General features: G+C 36.8%; 14 protein-coding genes and 2 pseudogenes. 10 read left to right on the plus strand and 6 right to left on the minus strand.

The genetic code is table 11. The features are described 5' to 3' along the window. The first annotated feature begins 77 nt into the window (after positions 1–77). Positions 78–1,581, plus strand: a pseudogene (gene zwf, locus AC0L8O_RS26070) (glucose-6-phosphate dehydrogenase). Between the two features lie 167 nt (positions 1,582–1,748). Continuing rightward, complete coding sequence (gnd, locus tag AC0L8O_RS26075; RefSeq protein ID WP_031538333.1) at positions 1,749–2,642, plus strand: phosphogluconate dehydrogenase (NAD(+)-dependent, decarboxylating); 894 nt, start codon at positions 1,749–1,751, stop codon at positions 2,640–2,642. Between the two features lie 477 nt (positions 2,643–3,119). On the opposite strand, the gene AC0L8O_RS26080 is transcribed toward gnd, so the two are convergent. After that, positions 3,120–6,083: a Tn3 family transposase gene (locus AC0L8O_RS26080; protein ID WP_473449470.1), complete on the minus strand. Its 2,964-nt coding sequence runs from the start codon at positions 6,081–6,083 to the stop codon at positions 3,120–3,122. Between the two features lie 149 nt (positions 6,084–6,232). On the opposite strand from AC0L8O_RS26080, the gene AC0L8O_RS26085 reads away from it, so the two are divergent. The 3 genes and pseudogenes from AC0L8O_RS26085 (at position 6,233) to AC0L8O_RS26095 (ending at position 9,787) form a co-directional block, all read left to right on the plus strand. After that, positions 6,233–6,808 carry a recombinase family protein gene (locus tag AC0L8O_RS26085; RefSeq protein ID WP_473449473.1) on the plus strand — a complete coding sequence of 192 codons (576 nt, stop codon included), beginning with the start codon at positions 6,233–6,235 and terminating at the stop codon, positions 6,806–6,808. A gap of 457 nt (positions 6,809–7,265) precedes the next feature. Beyond that, positions 7,266–8,246 (plus strand): SDR family oxidoreductase, encoded by a 981-nt coding sequence (locus AC0L8O_RS26090; RefSeq protein ID WP_473449476.1) that lies wholly within the window; start codon positions 7,266–7,268, stop codon positions 8,244–8,246. Positions 8,247–8,691: 445 nt separating this feature from the next. Beyond that, a pseudogene (locus AC0L8O_RS26095) lies at positions 8,692–9,787 on the plus strand (L-dopachrome tautomerase-related protein). Positions 9,788–9,914: 127 nt separating this feature from the next. On the opposite strand, the gene AC0L8O_RS26100 reads toward AC0L8O_RS26095, so the two are convergent. From AC0L8O_RS26100 to AC0L8O_RS26120, 5 genes are read right to left on the minus strand one after another with little or no spacing between them, the layout of a single operon-like run. Next, complete coding sequence (locus AC0L8O_RS26100) at positions 9,915–10,214, minus strand: spore coat protein (protein ID WP_473449778.1); 300 nt, start codon at positions 10,212–10,214, stop codon at positions 9,915–9,917. Positions 10,215–10,232: 18 nt separating this feature from the next. After that, on the minus strand, positions 10,233–10,427 hold the full coding sequence (locus AC0L8O_RS26105; protein ID WP_473449478.1) for a hypothetical protein: 195 nt from the start codon (positions 10,425–10,427) through the stop codon (positions 10,233–10,235). Between the two features lie 17 nt (positions 10,428–10,444). Beyond that, positions 10,445–11,581 carry a zinc-dependent alcohol dehydrogenase gene (locus AC0L8O_RS26110; protein ID WP_473449479.1) on the minus strand — a complete coding sequence of 379 codons (1,137 nt, stop codon included), beginning with the start codon at positions 11,579–11,581 and terminating at the stop codon, positions 10,445–10,447. A gap of 18 nt (positions 11,582–11,599) precedes the next feature. Continuing rightward, on the minus strand, positions 11,600–11,968 hold the full coding sequence (locus AC0L8O_RS26115; protein ID WP_251224574.1) for a spore coat protein: 369 nt from the start codon (positions 11,966–11,968) through the stop codon (positions 11,600–11,602). Then, the gene (locus tag AC0L8O_RS26120) at positions 11,965–12,231 is read right to left on the minus strand and encodes a spore gernimation protein GerQ (protein ID WP_326271181.1); all 267 of its coding nucleotides are present in this window, start codon (positions 12,229–12,231) and stop codon (positions 11,965–11,967) included. Before AC0L8O_RS26120 ends, AC0L8O_RS26115 begins: the two co-directional genes overlap by 4 nt. A 233-nt stretch (positions 12,232–12,464) precedes the next feature. On the opposite strand from AC0L8O_RS26120, the gene AC0L8O_RS26125 reads away from it, so the two are divergent. From AC0L8O_RS26125 to AC0L8O_RS26145, 5 genes are all read left to right on the plus strand, one after another. Beyond that, entirely contained in the window at positions 12,465–12,896 is a 432-nt protein-coding gene (locus tag AC0L8O_RS26125; protein WP_473449483.1) for a hypothetical protein, read from the plus strand. Positions 12,897–13,136: 240 nt separating this feature from the next. After that, positions 13,137–14,474: a glucose-6-phosphate isomerase gene (locus AC0L8O_RS26130; RefSeq protein WP_031538331.1), complete on the plus strand. Its 1,338-nt coding sequence runs from the start codon at positions 13,137–13,139 to the stop codon at positions 14,472–14,474. A 204-nt stretch (positions 14,475–14,678) separates the two neighbouring features. Further along, positions 14,679–15,245, plus strand: coding sequence for a recombinase family protein (locus AC0L8O_RS26135; RefSeq protein WP_066154495.1), 567 nt, complete (start codon positions 14,679–14,681; stop codon positions 15,243–15,245). Positions 15,246–15,334: 89 nt separating this feature from the next. Further along, positions 15,335–18,283: a Tn3 family transposase gene (locus AC0L8O_RS26140; RefSeq protein ID WP_066194381.1), complete on the plus strand. Its 2,949-nt coding sequence runs from the start codon at positions 15,335–15,337 to the stop codon at positions 18,281–18,283. Between the two features lie 747 nt (positions 18,284–19,030). After that, entirely contained in the window at positions 19,031–19,255 is a 225-nt protein-coding gene (locus AC0L8O_RS26145) for a hypothetical protein (protein ID WP_473449486.1), read from the plus strand. The last annotated feature ends 213 nt before the right edge of the window (positions 19,256–19,468 follow it).

Genomic DNA, 19,468 nt, shown 5'->3' on the forward strand with positions numbered 1-19,468 from the left:
GTTGTTTTGTAGGGGAAACGAAGAAAATCAGACATTTTTCTATTTGAAAATGCTTTGAAAAAGTGGAGGAATGAAAAGTGGATTCTATGACGTTTGTCTTATTTGGGGCAACTGGGGATTTAGCTAAGCGAAAAATCTACCCTGCCTTGTTTAATTTATATTTGAATCAAAAATTACCAGATTCTTTTTTGATCATTGGTGTAGGAATAGACGAAATGTCTGATGTTGATTTTCAAAACCATGTAACAGACTCGCTATACACTTTTTCTAGACACTTGATAAATGATAAATCCGAAAAACAAGAGTTTGTAAAGGCATTTCGTTATTGCCAGTTAGATTTCACGAATGCTGAAGGGTATAAGAAGTTAGTTGAAGTCGTTCAACAAAATGAAAAAGACCAGAGTATTGAAGAGAATCGAATGTTTTATCTTTCTGTTGCTCCTGAATTCTTTGATGTAATTGCTTTGAACATCAAGGAGAGTGGATTAGGCTCGACAAAAGGATGGAAACGATTAATGATCGAAAAACCATTTGGGCGTGATTTAAAATCTGCTCAAGATTTAAATGAAAAACTAAGCAAAGCTTTTGAAGAAGACGAAATTTTCAGGATTGACCATTATCTTGGAAAACCGATGGTTCAAAACCTTGAAGCTTTAGAATTTGCCAACCCTGTGCTGCAATCACTATGGAACAATCGGTATATTGCCAATGTGCAAATAACGGCTAGTGAAACGGTTGGTGTAGAAGAGAGAGCTAGTTATTATGAAAAAGCAGGGGCTATTCGTGATATGGTCCAAAAATCATATGATGCAGCTGTTGATGATGACGGCCATGCATCAGCCAAAACAGATGAGCACGAACGATATCCGTACAGTGAAAAGAAAAGTTATGGACTCTCTTCGGCCTGTACAGAAAGATACTGTAGGTATCCACGTTGTTCGTGGTCAATATGGACCGGGGGAAATAAAGGGTAAACCTGTAGTCGGATATTTAGAAGAACCTGGAGTGAATGCTTCTTCCACAAACGATACATTTGTGGCTGCTCGTTTATGGATTGATAGTTCATTCTGGGATGGGGTGCCATTTTATATCCGGACAGGAAAAAGAATGAAGGAAAAGTCGACGCGGATTGTGATTGAATTCAAGAATCCAACGAAAAATGTGTATACTAACGAGAATCAATTTGCAGAACCCAATCTATTAGTTATCAAAGTAAGTCCAAATGAGGGTGTGTCGATGCAATTAAATAGCAAAAATTTAACAAATGGAAATTTGGAGCCGATAATTGTTGACTTCTCAGCAAGTACAAAAGACATACCAGAAGCTTATGAACTCTTAATATTCGATGCTCTGCGTGGGGACTCTACCTTCTTTGCTCATTGGGACGAAGTTGAATTATCTTGGAAATGGGTACAGCCCGTTTTAGAGGCGTTTGAGGAAAATGCCCTTCCACTCCACCTATATCAAGCCGGTTCGATGGGGCCACAAGCTGCTTCGCAATTATTGGAGGAGGATGGTTTTAAATGGTGGGAAACCAGGGGGGAGTTTAATCCGCACCTCCCTGGAAGGCTATTGGTATGAAGAGAGCAAACCGAGGTTGGATTTGACAGATAATTGTTACGCGATTTACCCAAGGAACTTAAAGTATTTGTTGAATCCTTATGGTTCCATAAGGAGACCATGAAGAACAACAAATGGGTAGCATAATAATACACGCTATTTTTTGTAATTTAAAGGAGGAAACTCAAGTGAAAGTAGGATTAATTGGATTAGGGAAAATGGGTATGAACTTAGGAAAAAACTTAATTGACAATAAACACCGTGTAATGGCGTTTGATCTAAATACAAATACTATTGAAGAAATTAAAAAATATGGAGTTGAAGGAGCATCCAGTTTACAAGATCTTGTTCAATCATTAGAAAAGCCACGAGTTGTTTGGATAATGGTCCCACACTCCGTCGTTGATTCAGTTATTAGTGAAATCACACCATTTCTAAGTGAAGGAGATATCGTCATTGAAGCTGGTAATTCGCATTATAAGGAATCCATTCGTCGTTACGAACAGTTGAAGAAAGTTGGAGTGAGCTTTATGGATGCCGGTACTTCTGGGGGGATGGAAGGTGCTCGCTATGGTGCTTGTTATATGATTGGTGGAGATCCTGAAGCATGGAGCATTGTCGAGCCGATTTTTAGAGATACAGCTGTAGATAATGGGTATTTATATGCTGGGAAATCTGGTAGTGGCCACTTCTTAAAAATGGTCCACAATGGAATAGAATACGGAATGATGGCCGCCATTGGTGAAGGATTCGAAGTCCTGGAAAAAAGCGATTTCGATTTTGACTATGAAAAAGTGGCACGGGTGTGGAATAACGGTTCTGTCATCCGCTCATGGCTCATGGAATTGACAGAACGCGCATTTTCTAAAGATGCAAAATTAGATGAAATTAAGGGCATTATGCATTCTTCTGGGGAAGGGAAATGGACAGTTGAAACCGCTTTGGATCTTCAAACAGCTACCCCTGTTATCGCTATGTCTTTACTAATGCGTTACCGTTCATTAGACAATGATACATTTACAGGTAAAGTGGTAGCTTCCCTTCGTAATGAATTTGGCGGACATGCTGTGGAAAAATCATAAAGTCATCTGCTGTATATGTCTTTCGTTAAAATGAGCCGGAAATTCATTGGATTTTTAGTTTGGTATATCCCAAAAATTGGTAGATTTACTTAAGTCGTTGATAGTGCTAACTATGTTGATTGAAGCGGAAGGAGCGAGACTCCTCGAAAATGCATTCACATTTTCTCGTGCGGTGCCTATTCACGGATGATGATTCAACGTCCTGTGGGAAAAACAGGACAAGGGAGACCCCGCAGCCGCACAGCGCCGAGGAGGCTCCCGGCTCGCCCGCGGAAAGCGAGCACCTGGAGCCAACAGACAAGTTTAACAGAGCCAAAAAAATAAAACAATATTGAGGTGTGACATCATGAACGTATTGGATGCAAAAATCATTAACACACAATATGGTTTAGAAACCTATTTAGGGGTAGCGTCAGGAAAATGCGGATTTACAACGTTAAGCGAATTTTCCTGACGATTACCCCGTTTTTAACAACGTCAAGAAAGTTTTAATGGTCTTAAAGAATCTAATGAAACCATTTTCTCATGACTAAAATGGTATTCCCCCAGTAAATTAATATGCTCCCAGCCTAAAGGAGACATATGGTGCAACAAGTCCTCTTTAAAACCCCCTAAGCCCTTTTGGTATTCCACTGCTTTTGACAGATGTAGCGTATTCCAAACACTAATGGCATTGATAATTATATTTAAAGCACTGGCCCTTTGTAGTTGATGCTGTATCGTTCGTTCCCGAAGTTCCCCTTGTTTCCCAAAGAAAATTGCTCTTGCGAGACCATTCATGGCCTCTCCTTTGTTTAAGCCTTTTTGAATTTTTCTTCTTAAAGATTCACTAGTAAGGTAATTAAGAATAAAAATAGTTTTTTCGATTCTTCCCATTTCACGCAAAGCTGTAGCTAAACTGTTTTGTCTAGAGTAGGAGCCAAGCTTCCCCATAAGAAGTGATGCCGTGACAGTTCCTTCTCTTATTGAATGAGCTAATCGTAAGACATCATCATAATTATCTTTAATAATTTTTGTATTTATTTGGCCACGAAAAATAGACTCTAATTTTGGATACTCGCTTGCCTTTTCTAATGTAAACAGCTTTGAATCTGACAAATCTCTTATTCTTGGCGCAAACTTAAAGCCTAAAAGGTGAGTTAATCCAAAAATTTGATCTGTATAGCCAGCTGTGTCTGTGAAATGCTCTTCTATATTTAAGTCGGTCTCGTGATGCAATAATCCATCTAGGACATGAATAGCATCTCTTGAATTAGTATGAATAATTTTTGTATAATACGATGAGAACTGGTCGCTGGTAAATCGGTAGATTGTTGTACCTTTTCCGGTTCCGTAATGCGGATTTGCGTCTGAATGTAAAGATGAAACGCCTACCTGCATTCTCATTCCATCTGACGAAGATGTTGTACCGTCACCCCAATAGGAAGATAAGTCTAACTTGTGGTGAAAATTTACTAATACAGCTTGCGCTTTGCTCATGGCATCTTCATGCATTCTCCATTGAGATACATTGGCAAGTTGTTTATATGTAAGATCCGGCGTTGCTTCAGCCATCTTACTTAGCCCAATATTCAATCCCATTCCTAATAGGGCTGCCATGATGATTACCGTTTCTTCTTTATCTGGTTTACGGTTATTTGAGGCGTGAGTAAATTGTTCATGAAATCCAGTTATATGAGCAACATCCATGAGTAAATCGGTTAATTTTATCCTAGGAAGCATCTGATAAAGTCTAGCACTAAATTTTTTGGCTTCCTCTGGAATCTCCTTCTCCAACCGTGCAATTGAAAGCTTTCCTTTCTCGAGCGAAACTCCCTCTAGTTTATTCCAATTGTTAGATAACCATTTTAGTCTCTCATTAAGGCTATTGGTCCTTTCTTGAATGTATGCTTCGAACGATAAGCTAACTGATAATCGTGTATGATCTTTGTCTTGGTTCCACGTATCTTGTGAAAACAAATATTCCTCAAAATCTCTATATTGCCTACTGCCTGAGATAGACACATCACCGGCTCGAACATGCTCTCTTAATTCCGTTAAAACAGCCATTTCATAATAGTGTCGATTGATTGTACCGTCTTCTTCATATAAATGCTTTTTCCAACGATTTGAAACAAAATCTACAGGAGCTTCTATAGGGACTTTTCGCTTTCCAGAATCGTTCATTCCACGTATAATATCAACCGCCTGCAAAAGTGGTTCATTTGACTTTGTTGAATGAAAATCCAGAACTCTCAATAGGGTCGGTGTATACTTTCTAAGGGAATAAAAACGCTTCTGGAGTAAATCCAGATAATCATAATCAACAGGTCTGGCTAGTTCTTGGGCTTCTTCTACTGATGTGACAAAGGAATTCCATTCAATAATGGACTCTAAAACCTCAAAGACATCTAACCCTTCCGTTTTCGCTTTTATTAATGCTTGGCCTATGTTAGAAAAGTGAATTACTTTTTCATTGACTTTCTTACCATTCCTTTTCTGAATTTCTTCTTGAGCTTTTCGTCCCTTTGACAGCAGGCTAAGTATTTGTCTATCATGAATTTCAAACGCCTTATCTGTTAACTCCTCAGTAAGTTGCAATAAATATACGGTTAGAATTGTATAACGTTTGTTTTCTTGGAAGTCACGAAAAGCATAAGGTTCATATCTTGAACCTAGTCGAGAAAACTGTAAAAAGCGATTCCGGTGTAAATGATTAACTTTAACGCTTCCTAGTTCCATTCCCCGAATATATTCAAGTCTTTCTATTACTTTTAAAAATGTCTCAGGAGAAGGATGACCTGGTGACTCCTTTAACCAACCCAATATTGTCTTATTAGTTTCAGATCTATGCTGAGAGATAATAATTTCTTCAAGATTTACCTTTTGGTCATTAGTTAAAGATTGACTGACGGTATTAAATATCTTCTTTTCTGCCATTGCCCTAGCTTCCCATACCATCCTTTCAAGTGTTGTAATAGCAGGCAGTATAACTTTATTCTTTCTCAAAAAATCTATGCTCTCGTGTAGTAAATGAATAGCATCTCCATTTTCCAATGCTAACTGATAAAGGTGTTTAAATGTCATTCGATATTCTTTTAGAGTGAATGTTATAAAACCATATTCGTTCCGAATCTCTTTCAAGTGATCCCACAGCGTATTTTCTCTTTGGGGATAAAGACTAAGTGAAGAAGGATCCGCATTGATTTGATTTGCTATGTATCGCATAACCGAATCAGGCAGGTTTTTAATATGTCTATATGACCAGCCTGGATATCGAAGAACAGCCAATTGCACTGCGAACCCTAATCTATTTTCTTCCCTACGTCTCTTATTAATAACTGCCAAGTCTTGATTAGAAAATGTATAGTAGGTTCCTTCAATTAAATCATCTTCCGGAATCTCCATAAGAAGATTCCTTTGATCCGTTGTAAGTAATTCTCTTCCTCTTGCAATTTTCAAATTGTATCATCTCATTTCTTAAACTATTCAGAGTATATTAGTATTATTATATATCAATAGAGTGTACTCTATTGATACAAATGTAATAGACTGATAAAATCATAGTTACGACTGTCTCATAAGACTTGTCTCAAAAACGAGGTGATATTTTGCGGAAAATGGGTTATATACGTGTCAGTTCGATTAGCCAAAATCCTTCAAGGCAATTTCAGCAATTGAACGAAATCGGTATGGATATTATTTATGAAGAAAAAGTTTCTGGCGTAACAAAGGATCGTGAGCAACTTCAAAAAATGTTAGAGGATTTACAGGAAGGCGATATTATTTATGTTACAGACTTAACTCGGATCACTCGCAGTACGCAGAACTTGTTTGAGTTGATTGATTTAATACGAAGGAAGAAGGCAAACTTAAAATCACTCAAAGATACATGGCTAGATTTATCAGAAGATAATCCATATAGCCAATTCTTAATTACGGTAATGGCTGGTGTTAATCAATTGGAGCGAGATCTTATCCGTATGCGCCAACGTGAAGGGATTGATCTGGCTAAGAAAGAAGGGAAGTTTAAAGGCAGATTGAAGAAATATCACAAAAACCACGCAGGAATGAATTATGCAGTGAAGCTATATAAGGAAGGCGGTATGACTGTAAATCAAATATGCGAAATCACGAATGTGTCTAGGGCTTCATTATATAGAAAGCTGTCAGACGGGAATAAATAGTCATCCAATTCCCTTATATAGCTTTTACGGGGTTTGAAAAGGGGCAATTATTTGCACATGTGATGATATGAACCTGAATGTATATTCAGAAGTAATTTTACTTTTAGCTGTACCAGCTATTATTGAAAGTTTACTTCAAAATTGGGTGAGAACTGCTGATACAATTTTATACGAGTAATACTTTTAATTTCCGGTTATCGTTATTCAAATGGATACGAAATTCAACTTAATTAAATGTAAAAAGAGTGGGGAATTCAAGTGTTTGAATATTTAAGGTCTTGGGCGAAAAAATTAAAAAAACAAGTTTTTATTCTTTATTTGGCTTATAAAGACGAACGAGTAACCTGGCATGCTTCTGTGTTGAAAGTAAACAACTTTTTTCACACTTTTTTTACTTTATTTGTAGTGAACAACATAAACATTCTATAGAAGAAAATTATTTCTATAGGAGGTTTCCATGGATCAAAAGGATCAAAGTCGTCAATTAGACCAAATAAAGCAAATGCAACAAATGTTTAAAGCGAACATGAAAACTCAACCTTATCCCATGTACCCTAACTATGGGAAAATCACACGTTACGAAGAAATTCCGATAAGTTTACCTGAACAGCGCCAGCTGCGCCATCCCGGAGTGGAAAAATTGATGGTACCCCTTCCAATTATCGAAAACCCGAACTATAAAGGGAGTGGAAAGTTAACAGGAAAAGTAGCACTTATTACAGGGGGTGACAGTGGTATTGGTGCAGCTGCAGCGATTGCGTTCGCTAAAGAAGGCGCAAATGTTGCCATCGCTTATTTAGATGAACACGAGGACGCAAACCGAACAAAAGCAAGGATTGAACAACTCGGACAACGTTGTCTTCTAATGCCTGGGGACTTGCGGGACAAACAACAGTGTATCTCCATCGTAGAACAAACAGTAAATACGTTTGGACGTCTCGATATTCTTTGTAACCACGTTGGTATCCAATTCCAACAACTAAGCCTGCTTGACATTACAGATGAGCAATTCGATGACACCTTCAAAGTTAATATATACTCTCATTTTTACACAACAAGAGCAGCGCTTCCTCATTTAAAACCAGGCAGCTCAATCATTGGCACTACTTCAGTGGTGACGTATGTAGGTGAGCAGCAAATGATTGATTATACCGCCACAAAAGGCGCAATAGTTGGTTGGACACGTGCCCTGGCTAAAAATGTCGTGAAACAAGGGATCCGAGTCAATGCCGTCGCCCCCGGCCGAATTTGGACCCCACTTATTTCAGCAAGTTTCTCGTCAGACCAAGTCGCTGTATATGGAGCTTTTAATCCAATGGAACGAGTAGCACATCCATTTGAACTCGCCCCAACCTTTGTCTATCTTGCTTCGGATGATTCTCGTTTTGTTACTGGTCAAGTTCTTCATGTTGATGGGGGAGAATCCACACATTCCTAATGGAAGGGGGTTACCATTTTGAGATATGAATTTAATCCAGAAGTAAAGCTATTGCTAGTAAACCATTCAAATGAAAAAGTAAAGATGTTCTATATGGAGGATTCCTGGCCCATGCCAAAAATAGGACTGAGACCACCATACTATTGCTACCCAAGTTACGAGCTGAATTATCCAATAATCTAAATAATTACAGACAAAAAGACTTCTATACAAAGTATGAAGTCTTTTTGGAAAGAGAAGAGTATTACGGTTTTAAAAAGACTATTATACATTCAACCTCACGAATCATTTGGGGCTTGGAACGCTATTGGTTTCTCCGGATGTTCTCCTGGACTAATAAACCCCAGCATCCATCACGATAGAAAAATTTATCAAGAACCAGGCACTACAAAAAATTTTCATCATATATAGGTGATATCCGTTCGGATTTGATGAGGAGGATATCATGCAACCTATGTTACCTGTGGAAAAATATTTTGGGCAGTTTGAATTGGTGCATGCTTTTTATGGGGCTATGCCTACAGGTGTCAGCGTCTCCGAAACCGGTCGTATTTTTGTTTGCTTTCCGAAATGGGGAGACGACGTTCAATTTACTGTGGCGGAAATTGTTGAGGGTGAATTGCAGCCTTATCCTAATTTACAAACCAATTTGGTTAACACCGGGAATATCACAATGACTTTCATCAGTGTCCAAAGTATCGTTGCTGATGGAAGAGGAACACTCTGGGTACTAGATACAGGGGCACCAAATTTTTCTGAACCTATTCAAGGGGGAGCAAAATTAGTAGCTGTTGATTTAAGCACGAATACAATAAGGAGAGTATATACCTTTACAGAAGATGTTGTCCTGCCTACAACTTATCTGAATGATGTCCGTTTTGATTTTCGTGTAGGAAAAGCAGGTTATGCCTATATAACGGATTCTTCTTCAAGAGGACCAGGAGCTATTATCGTCGTAGATTTATCAAATGGAAACGCGTTTAGACGGTTAAATGGGGCCAATTCAACTTCACCGGATCCCTATTTTTTACCGAAAGTAGAAGGTCAAATTTTAATGAATCGAAACAAAGACGGTTCAACTTCTCCATTTAGATTGGCATCTGATAGTCTTGCGATTTCTCCCGATGGCAAGATTTTATATTTTGCTCCACTAACCAGTCGTCATCTGTTTTCGATCTCAACAGAGACCCTTAGAGACAGAAATATACCGGACGGGGATTTACCTTATCATGTGGAGTATTGGGGAGAAAAAGGGGCGTCTGATGGAATGATCACAGGTGCAAAAGGAAGCGTTTATGCTGGAGACTATGAAAACAATAGTATTCGAAAGATATTACCGAATGGCACAATGGAAACCATCGCACATGATCCGAGAATTTTATGGCCGGATACTTTTTCGATTGGTCCGGATGAATACTTATATGTCATTGTGAACCAATTGCATCGGCAAGGCAAGATTTCATTATGGAAAAGATCTGCGACAAAAACCTTATAGTTTACTTCGTATGAAAATTGGTGAATTTCCTGCGCCAACCAATTGAAAATAATAAATAGTTTCAAATTTGTAATCGTAAATAAATGGAAGCCACAAAAGGAGGGATATTGTATATATTTTTGGATTTATTAGAGCAGTTTAGGTTCGTATCCTAAACTGCTCCCTTTTTATTATTATAGGGTGGGTAAGTTCAATGCTGTATTGATATTATTTAAATCTAAACTAATCTGTTCGTTTGTATCCCAAGCATGGTACCATCCTTTTTCTACCATATATGCGGATATTTGTTCATGCAGATCAAGAGCATCCACTAAATGGCGAGTGAGCATTTCTTTAATTTCAGGTGTTCCTGCCTCCGTAACGGCCATGGCATAATTTCTAATTCCACTTTTAGCTGAAATGAGTAGATCCATTGTAACCACTTGATCCGATAGCGCGTCCATGCCAGTTAAATTCTCAATGATTGGATTCATGTTCATTCACCTCCTAATTTACTGCTTAGCGTTGGAAAGGATGGAAGAATATTCTTGTAATTGTCTCGTAGATACATCAATGTCTTGCTGCATAATATCTTTTAATCGCGGATCTGTAACTAACGCTTTCATCGTTTTGGATTTAGTTAAACAAGTGGTCTTAAATGCAGCCATCTCATGGACCTCAAGAACTTCATGTAAGGCGTAGTTCATTTTTTATACCTCCTTCCTTAAGGTTTCAACACGACTTTTATACATTCATCCATTTTAGTGTCAAAAATCTCATAGCCACGCTTTGCTTCACTAAGTGGAAGTACATGACTCACGACATCTCCTGGGTCAATTTTTCCGGTCGAAACTAATTCAAACATATATGGCATATAGTGAATCACAGGTGCTTGCCCAGAGCGGATATTGATATTTCGCTGAAAAATATCTCCAAAAGGGAAACCATTATATCTGCCGCCGTAAACGCCAGTAACTTGAATTGTCCCACTTTTGCGCACTGCTTGTGAAGCAATGATAAACGCACTTAATGCTCCGCCTTGAAGTTTCATTCCACTGGCAAGGAACTCCATATCAGTCATTTTACCGTCCATACCAACAGCGTCAATGACAACATCAGCACCGCCTTTGGTGATTTCCTTAAGATAATTTCCTACATTCTCATGGTCCTCAAAGTTAACAATTTCTACTTTGTTGGTGCGCTTGGCGTGCTGCAGGCGATAATTGACATAATCAACGGCAATGACTCGTTTTGCCCCTTTTAACCAACAAAATTTTTGAGCAAAAAGACCAACTGGACCACAGCCAAGAACAATAACTGTATCTCCATCCTTGACCCCTGCATTGTCAACACTCCAAAAACCAGTAGTCATCGCATCGGCAATAACTGTTAACTTTTCATCTGGTTCTTCACAAGTTTCTGGAATTTTAAAATGAGTAAAGTTGGCAAAGGGCACTCTTAAATATTCCGCTTGCCCGCCTGGGTAACCGCCAGTTGTTCCAGAATATCCAAAATAGGCACCCATATCACCATTATCATTAGAATTATCACATTGACTTTCCAGTTGGTTTTTACAATAAATACATTCCCCGCAGGCAATGTTAAAAGGAATAATAACACGATCCCCTTTTTTTACTTTCGTAACATTTGGTCCAACCTCTTCAACAATTCCCATCGGTTCATGACCGATAACATAGTTTTCTTGCAGATTAGGAATCATGCCATGAATTAAATGCAAATCAGAACCACATATCGCAGTACTGGTCACTTTGATAATCATGTCATCTGGTTTTTCAATTTTTGGATCTGGCACTTCTTTGACTACAACATTTTTAATACCTTGATACGTTACTGCCTTCATTGGTTACAGCCTCCAGTGTTAGTGATCATCAGGTGTCCGGTCAAACATACCTTTTCTATTGGTCTCAACAGGGAATAGGTTCATTTTGCCAATCTTCAATGTATTATTGGCAGAGAGTTGATCTAGTTTATACTGTTCACTTAATTCGTATGGGTGGAACCATTTTTTAGTAATCATTAATTCTGAAATTTCCTGGTGCATTGTGATGCCCTGCATCAATTGTTTTTTTAATACAGCACGGACATCAGGTGATGCGGATTCGGTCAATGTTACAGCTATGTTACGAACGCCTTCTTTGGCACGAAGAAGAAAGTCCATGGCAAAGGTTGTGTCTGCTAGTTCAGGCATATGCAGCGAGTTTATTGGGTCCAAATAATCATTATTCAATGAATGTTTCCTTCCTTTCCATTAATGATGGGTGTTGGACGATTTTGAGGAACAGGAGCTTGAAAGGGTGCTCGTTCATAGAGGGACTGCAATTCAGTCAGATCTTGTATTGATTGTTCAACATCTTTTTTCATTAAATTCCTCAAATCATCATCAAAGACCAGTCCTTGCATTAATTTAGACTTGGCGATACAAAGCGTTTTAAAGTTAATGGCCTCATGTAAATCCAATGATTCATGATCGGCTAATTTTTGATTATCCATTTCTAATTAACCTCCTTATTCTTTAATACAACCAATTGTATTGTTCCCAAAATAGGAGTGAACATTCTTTAATGTTTTTTTAAAAAATTGGAAACAGGTTACATCTTTAAGAATCGGGCGCTTTAATGAAGCAATGAAAGCCTAATTTCTCAATTGAGAAATTAGGCTTTTTAATATTGAAAATTTCCTTAACGTTGTAAATCCGCATTTTCCTGACGCTACCCCATTTAGATATGGTGAAGAATATCGAAGTAAAAGAACTCCATTCTCCATCAGATAATGAGCCCTTTTATGAAATAGTATTAGGGATAGAGTATTTTCTTCTAAGGGACGGAAAATATTATGATAGTGAAAGGAATTATTTTCGGATTCAAATGAGCGAAGATTTTAATTCAATCACGTTAAGAGAGACAGATACCGAAAGTTTATTTGCTGTCAAAACCGAACACGAGAGAGACTCAACTAAGCTACTGGTTGGAGAATGGCTTATAAAAACCAATGCTTTCAAGCAAGTAATAAGTGAACTGATCCAACAAAAGAAAATGGAGAATGTTCAAAATGAGGGAGACACTCGAAAAGTATTAGGAACGATAAGATTCTTGGAAATATTACTTGAAATCAAAACAGAAGACATACTAAGTGCCGATGTAGAGAGGGACCATTGAGTTTTCTTAATACTAACTATCTTTTAATGTACGCTATTGATAATTACACGGTCCCACTAAGGATTTTTCAAAATTGAAAAGGGGGAGTTTAAATGTGTTTTTAAAAACTTCCCTTATATACTGTAGAAAAGGAGAATGCACTAACATGAAACGTTTTACTATGCCGAGAGATCTTTTTTACGGAGAAGGATCTCCGATTGAAGCAGCTAAGCTAAATTTGATTGAAAGGGGAAGTAATGTATGACTATTTCGTTTGATTACTCCAATGCATTAGCATTTATGAAAAAGAGTGAAGTAGATAATCTAAGTGAATTTGTAAAAGTGGCTCATAAAATGCTACATGAAAAAACAGGCCCCGGCTCTGATTATCTTGGTTGGGTCGATTTGCCACTAAACTATGATAAGAGTGAATTTGAAAGAATTAAACAAGCTGCTGAAAGAATCAAGAAACATTCAGACGCAATGGTTGTAATTGGTATTGGTGGTTCGTACCTGGGGGCAAGATCGGCTATAGAATCTCTGTCCCATAGCTTTCATAACCAGATGAACAATAAGACACATGTTTATTTTGCCGGTCAGAATATCAGTTCTACTTATATATCTCATTTATTTGAACTATTAGAGGGGAAAGATATCTCTGTTAACGTCATTTCTAAATCAGGAACAACGACAGAGCCAGCCCTTGCTTTCCGTATTTTCCGTGACTATATGGAGAAAAAATACGGAAAAGAAGAGGCGAGAAAACGTATTTTTGCTACTACAGATCAGAAAAAAGGCGCATTAAAAAAGCTTGCGGACGAAGAAGGATATGAAACGTTCGTTATTCCGGATGATGTTGGTGGAAGGTATTCTGTGCTAACAGCAGTTGGTCTCTTACCAATTGCCGTAGCAGGACTTGATATTGATCATATGATGGAAGGGGCAGCAGCAGCAGCCCGTAAATACAACAATCCTGATTTATTGACAAATGAGAGCTATCAGTATGCTGCGGTCCGAAATGTACTCTACAATAAGGGAAAAGCAATTGAAGTGCTTGTTAACTATGAGCCCTCCCTTCACTACGTATCGGAATGGTGGAAGCAGCTGTTTGGGGAAAGTGAAGGAAAAGATCAAAAGGGGCTATTCCCTGCTTCCGTTGATTTTTCAACGGATTTGCATTCCATGGGGCAATATGTACAAGAAGGTCGACGAAACCTTTTAGAAACGGTTTTACAGATTAAGAAACCTCGAATTGAAGTGACTATTCAGGAGGATCCAGAAAATATTGATGGATTAAACTTCCTGGCAGGTAAGACGATGGATGAAGTCAACAAAAGTGCATTTCAGGGTACCCTTATGGCCCATATAGATGGAGAAGTACCTAATCTCGTGATTGAACTGGATGAAATGAATGAATACACTTACGGTGAGATGGTTTACTTTTTTGAGAAGGCATGTGGGATTAGTGGCCATCTATTAGGAGTTAACCCATTTGACCAGCCTGGAGTCGAAGCATACAAGAAGAATATGTTTGCTTTACTTGACAAACCTGGTTTTGAAGCAGAAAAAGCTACTCTCATGGAGCGTTTATCAAAATAATTATATCTGATTGGTTTTGTATTAATAAAAAGATTGTTACCAAAAACCATATTTTTTGTAACAATATTTATGAGAAATACTGATGCTTGATTTTACTAATTTTATAGGTTACCAAAAATAATTACCAAAAGTTTTACCAAATACTTTTACAAAAATGATGTCTCTTGTACAATTAGATTATTAAATTGTGCAGGAGGCTTCTTTATGATAATCGGTTATGCTCGAGTTTCGACAGTTGACCAAAATTTAGACCGACAAATTATATTACTTTCTGAGTACGGCTGTGAAAAAATGGTTCAAGAGAAATTTACTGGGACTACAAAGGATAGAGATGGACTTAACTCATTGCTAGATGTAATAAGGAAAGGTGATACCGTTGTAGTAGAAAGTATTTCACGCTTAGGGAGAAAAACACTTGATATTCTTTCTATTATTCAGCAATTCGAGGATACTGGTGTAAAGTTCGTTTCTATTAAGGAGAACATGGATACAAGAACATCAACGGGAAAAGCCATGTTTCAAATGATGTGTGTCATCGCAGAGTTAGAAAGAAATTTAATTGTAGAAAGAGTTAAAGAAGGGTTAGAAGCGAGTAAAAGAAGAGGAAAAAAACTAGGAAGGCCTAAAGTGGATCAAGGGAAAATTGAAATAGCCTTGAGGATGTATGACAGTAAAGAATACTCGGTAAAAGAAATTGTAGAAGGTACAGGACTTTCACAGGGATCATTATATCGAGCGATTAATAAAAGAAAACTAGTAGAAGCAAATTAAAAATCTCTTATATTTTTAGGGAATTATGTGACGGACTAGGGCAGCTACTCTGTCACCACCCCCAACTTAATTTGAATGGAGTTGGTAATTTGGCATCTATAGAACGTACGGCTTATCCAAGATTTAAAAAACGTCCTACTTCAAAAGAACTTCGTGATGTTTACTCCCCTACACCTGAAGAAAACCAATTTGCGCATAAAGTTGCTAGAGGACCTGTTTCAGTTCTAAGTCTATTAGTTATGTTAAAGTCTTTCCAACGACTTGGTTACTTTCCTCGACCGAAAGATATTCCTGTAGAGATCATGATTCATATTCGGACCTGTTTGAATCTCTCTGCTAGTGTTGAACCGAATTACAATAGTAAATCAATTTACCGACATCAAAAAGCAATTAGAGATTACCTCAATGTACGTCCTTATGGAAAAGAAGCCTTACATATTGCAACTACTTCAATTTATAAGGCTACACAGGTAATGGACAATCCAGCCGACCTTATCAACGTATCCATTGAAATATTAATAAAAGAAAGGTGTGAATTACCTGCTTTTAGTACATTAGATCGATTGGCTCGTCGTATAAGAACATTAGTGAATCACCAGTTATTTAATTCAGTATTTTCAAAATTGACTCCTGAAATTGAGCGAAAATTAGATCAATTACTAGTTACTAAAAATGATAATCGGACTTCTGAATATAACTTATTAAAAGAAATTCCAAAAAGCGCAACACTTTCGCATATGAAAGAAATACAAAATAGGTTACTTCTGTTAACTGATTTTATAGAAGAAATTGATAGCTTACTAGAGGATATTCCAAATTTAAAAATTAAACACTTCGCTTTAGAAGCAAAAGCGCTTGATGCATCAGAATTAAAAGACTTTAATTTAGCTAAAAGATATATGCTGCTACTTTGTATGATTTATCGCTCAAAAATTTCAGCTATAGATAGTTTGGTAGAGATGTTTCTCAAAAGAGTCAGAACTATACATAACAAAGGCAAAGAGGAGTTAGAACTTCTTCGAGAAAAACATAGATCAAAAACTGAAAATCTTATATCTGTTTTGGCGGAAGTCTTAAATGCCACAAGTATAAATGAGAACGATACCTTGACTGGTCAGAAAATAAGGGAGTTATTAGGGAGAAGAGGTGGTATCGACGCATTAAAAGAAGATTGTGAATCAATTTCATCATATAATGGCAATAACTACCTTCCTCTTTTATGGAAGTTCTATAAAAGCCACAGGAAAACTCTTTTTAGATTGATTAGTATGATTGAAATTAATTCAACCACACAGGATCAATCACTTTTAGAAGCTTTACAATTTTTACGTGATAATGAGAACCGAAAAATTGAAAATCTACAAATAGATTTGGATCTTTCATTTGCTAGTGAACAGTGGAAAAAAACGATTTATGTACCTAAAGAAAATAACTTAATCCATCGTAAACACCTTGAAATCTGTATTTTTTCCTATCTTGCAAGCGATTTAAAAACGGGAGACCTTTGTGTAAAAGGATCAGAGAATTTTGCTGATTACCGTGAACAGCTCCTTTCTTGGGATGAGTGTAAACCTATGGTAGATGAATACTGTAAGGAACTTGGCTTTTCTTCAAATTCAGGGGATTTTGTTCAACAATTAAAGCTCTGGCTAGGAGATACTGCACAAAAAGTAGATTTAAACTACCCTGATAACGGCCAGGTAATCATTAATGAAAATGGAGAACCAACGTTGAGAAAAATAATGAGAAAAGAACAACCTCAGACAAGTAAGGCGTTAGAGGTAGTTATTTCTCAACGGTTACCTGAACGAAATGTCTTAGATATTCTTTGTAATGTAGAACATTGGACAAATTGGACACGGCATTTTGGACCATTATCTGGTTCAGATCCTAAGCTTGAAAATGCAATGGAACGTTATATCATTACTTCTTTTGGATACGGATGTAATTTAGGACCAACACAGACTTCTAAGCACATGAAAAAAGCAGTAACCCCACACATGATTTCATTTGTAAATCGGCGACATATTAATGCATCTAAAATAGACGAAGCTATTCGTAATATTTTAAATCAATACAATCAATTTAGTTTGCCTAGACTATGGGGTGATGGAAAAACGGCTGCTGCAGATGGAACAAAATTTGATCTCTACGAAGAAAACTTAATCTCTGAATACCACATTCGATACGGAGGTTATGGGGGGATTGCATATCATCATGTTTCAGATACTTATATTGCACTCTTTAGTCACTTCATTCCATGTGGAGTTTGGGAAGCAGTTTATATTATTGATGGTTTGCTGAAAAATAAATCAGACATTCAGCCCGATACGTTACATGCTGATACGCAAGGTCAATCAACGCCTGTTTTTGCACTTGCACATTTATTGGGGATTAATTTAATGCCTCGTATTCGAAATTGGAAGGATTTAAAATTTTACAGGGCTGATAAGGACACAAAATATCACCACATTGATCAGTTGTTTAGTGATACCGTTGACTGGGACCTAATTGAAACACACTGGCAAGATCTGCTCCAAGTGGTTCTTTCTATAAAAGCTGGTAAAATATTACCCTCTACACTACTTAGAAAACTAAGTAACTATAGTAGAAAAAACCGATTATATCAAGCTTTTAGGGAATTAGGAAGGATTGTAAGAACTGTATTTTTGCTTAAATATATTTCTGATATAAAACTAAGAGAGCAAATTGGTGCTAGTACAAACAAAGTCGAAGCATATAACGGCTTTTCCAAATGGCTATTTTTTGGTGGCGATGGGATCATTTCAGAAAATGATCCAGAAGAACAAGAAAAGCGAATTAAATATAATGATTTAGTTGCCAACGCAGTAATATTCCAAAATGTATGTGATATAACACTTATTTTGTGGGAACTTTCTAAAGAAGGCTATGTATTTTCAAAAGAAGATATTGTCATGCTTAGCCCTTATCTGACTAGGCATATAAAACGTTTCGGAGACTATATGATCGATTTAGAAAATATTCCACAACCAATCGAGGGAGATATTCCTGTATAGTATATAAGAAAGTAAAGAGCAAGAAAGGGTTATAAATGGTAAACAATACCATACTATGACCCTTTTTTACATGTATCTCGGTCGTACCCCTTATAATAACGATAAATTTTAGTCATTTGGGAGGTTAAATATGAAGAACTATCCCCATATTCCCGATTCTGTTATTAAGATGGTTGAAGAACAACCTAATACAAATCGACAAGAGAAAGATGAGATTCTTTGAGATTTTGAACAACAATATATTAAGAAAGAAGAAAGACAAAAAGAACATGAAGATAACTTAAAAAACAATCCGTCATATCGTAAAACTTGGGAGATCTTCAATAGACATTTTAACACTTGAAGATAAATAGGTATCATTAATGGAAAAGAACCATAATCTCCTTGAAGGGAGTTGTGGTTCTTTAGTATTTGTTATATAAATTGTAATACGTACAAACCAATTATTGAAGGTGAATAAATGAACTGGATTGGAAATTTATTTTTTAAATTATTTGATAAGGTATTTTGGTCACGCATCTTGAATGCAATCTCAATATTTTTATCTATGTCTGCTCTCGCGTATATAGTTGTACCTGAAAACCAAGCATTATTTTTTGGAGGACTGAGTGTACTCGTTTTTCTTTTATTAAGTATTATCAGCACATCCAATTTTTTTCTGTTGTTTTAATAGGTATCTTTTCTATCCCCGGATACTTTTATTATTTAAAAAATCCTCCATTTGATATAGATCTATCAGAGTTGTACTTGTTTAAATGGATAGTAATAATCGGTTTTTTAATTGCATCAGGTTCAACTTTATTATCAATATCTTCATTTTTTCTAAGACTTGCGAAAGAAAATAGAGGAAATTATAAAGCAAAAAAGACATTTGCTCTATTCGCAACCACTGTTTCAATCATCATTATTTGTTTATTAATATTCATAGCTACTATTTGGGAATCACCTGAGTATATAAGACAACAAAAGTAACTGATAAATGTAAGTTCACCCCTAGTCCTTGATAAGTATATGGTCTCGATATCTGTTATTTTAGTAGCCTTAATTATTGGTAATACAGTAAATAAATTGGCTGAATATCTAAGATTTTTCAAACTAATCATTCGTTTTTTCGCCATTATTTGGCTTATTATACAAATAATATATAAGAAGATCACTACCAAGTAAATTAAGTATTGATTGCCT

The organism is Metabacillus sp. KJ11-3, from assembly GCF_055808295.1.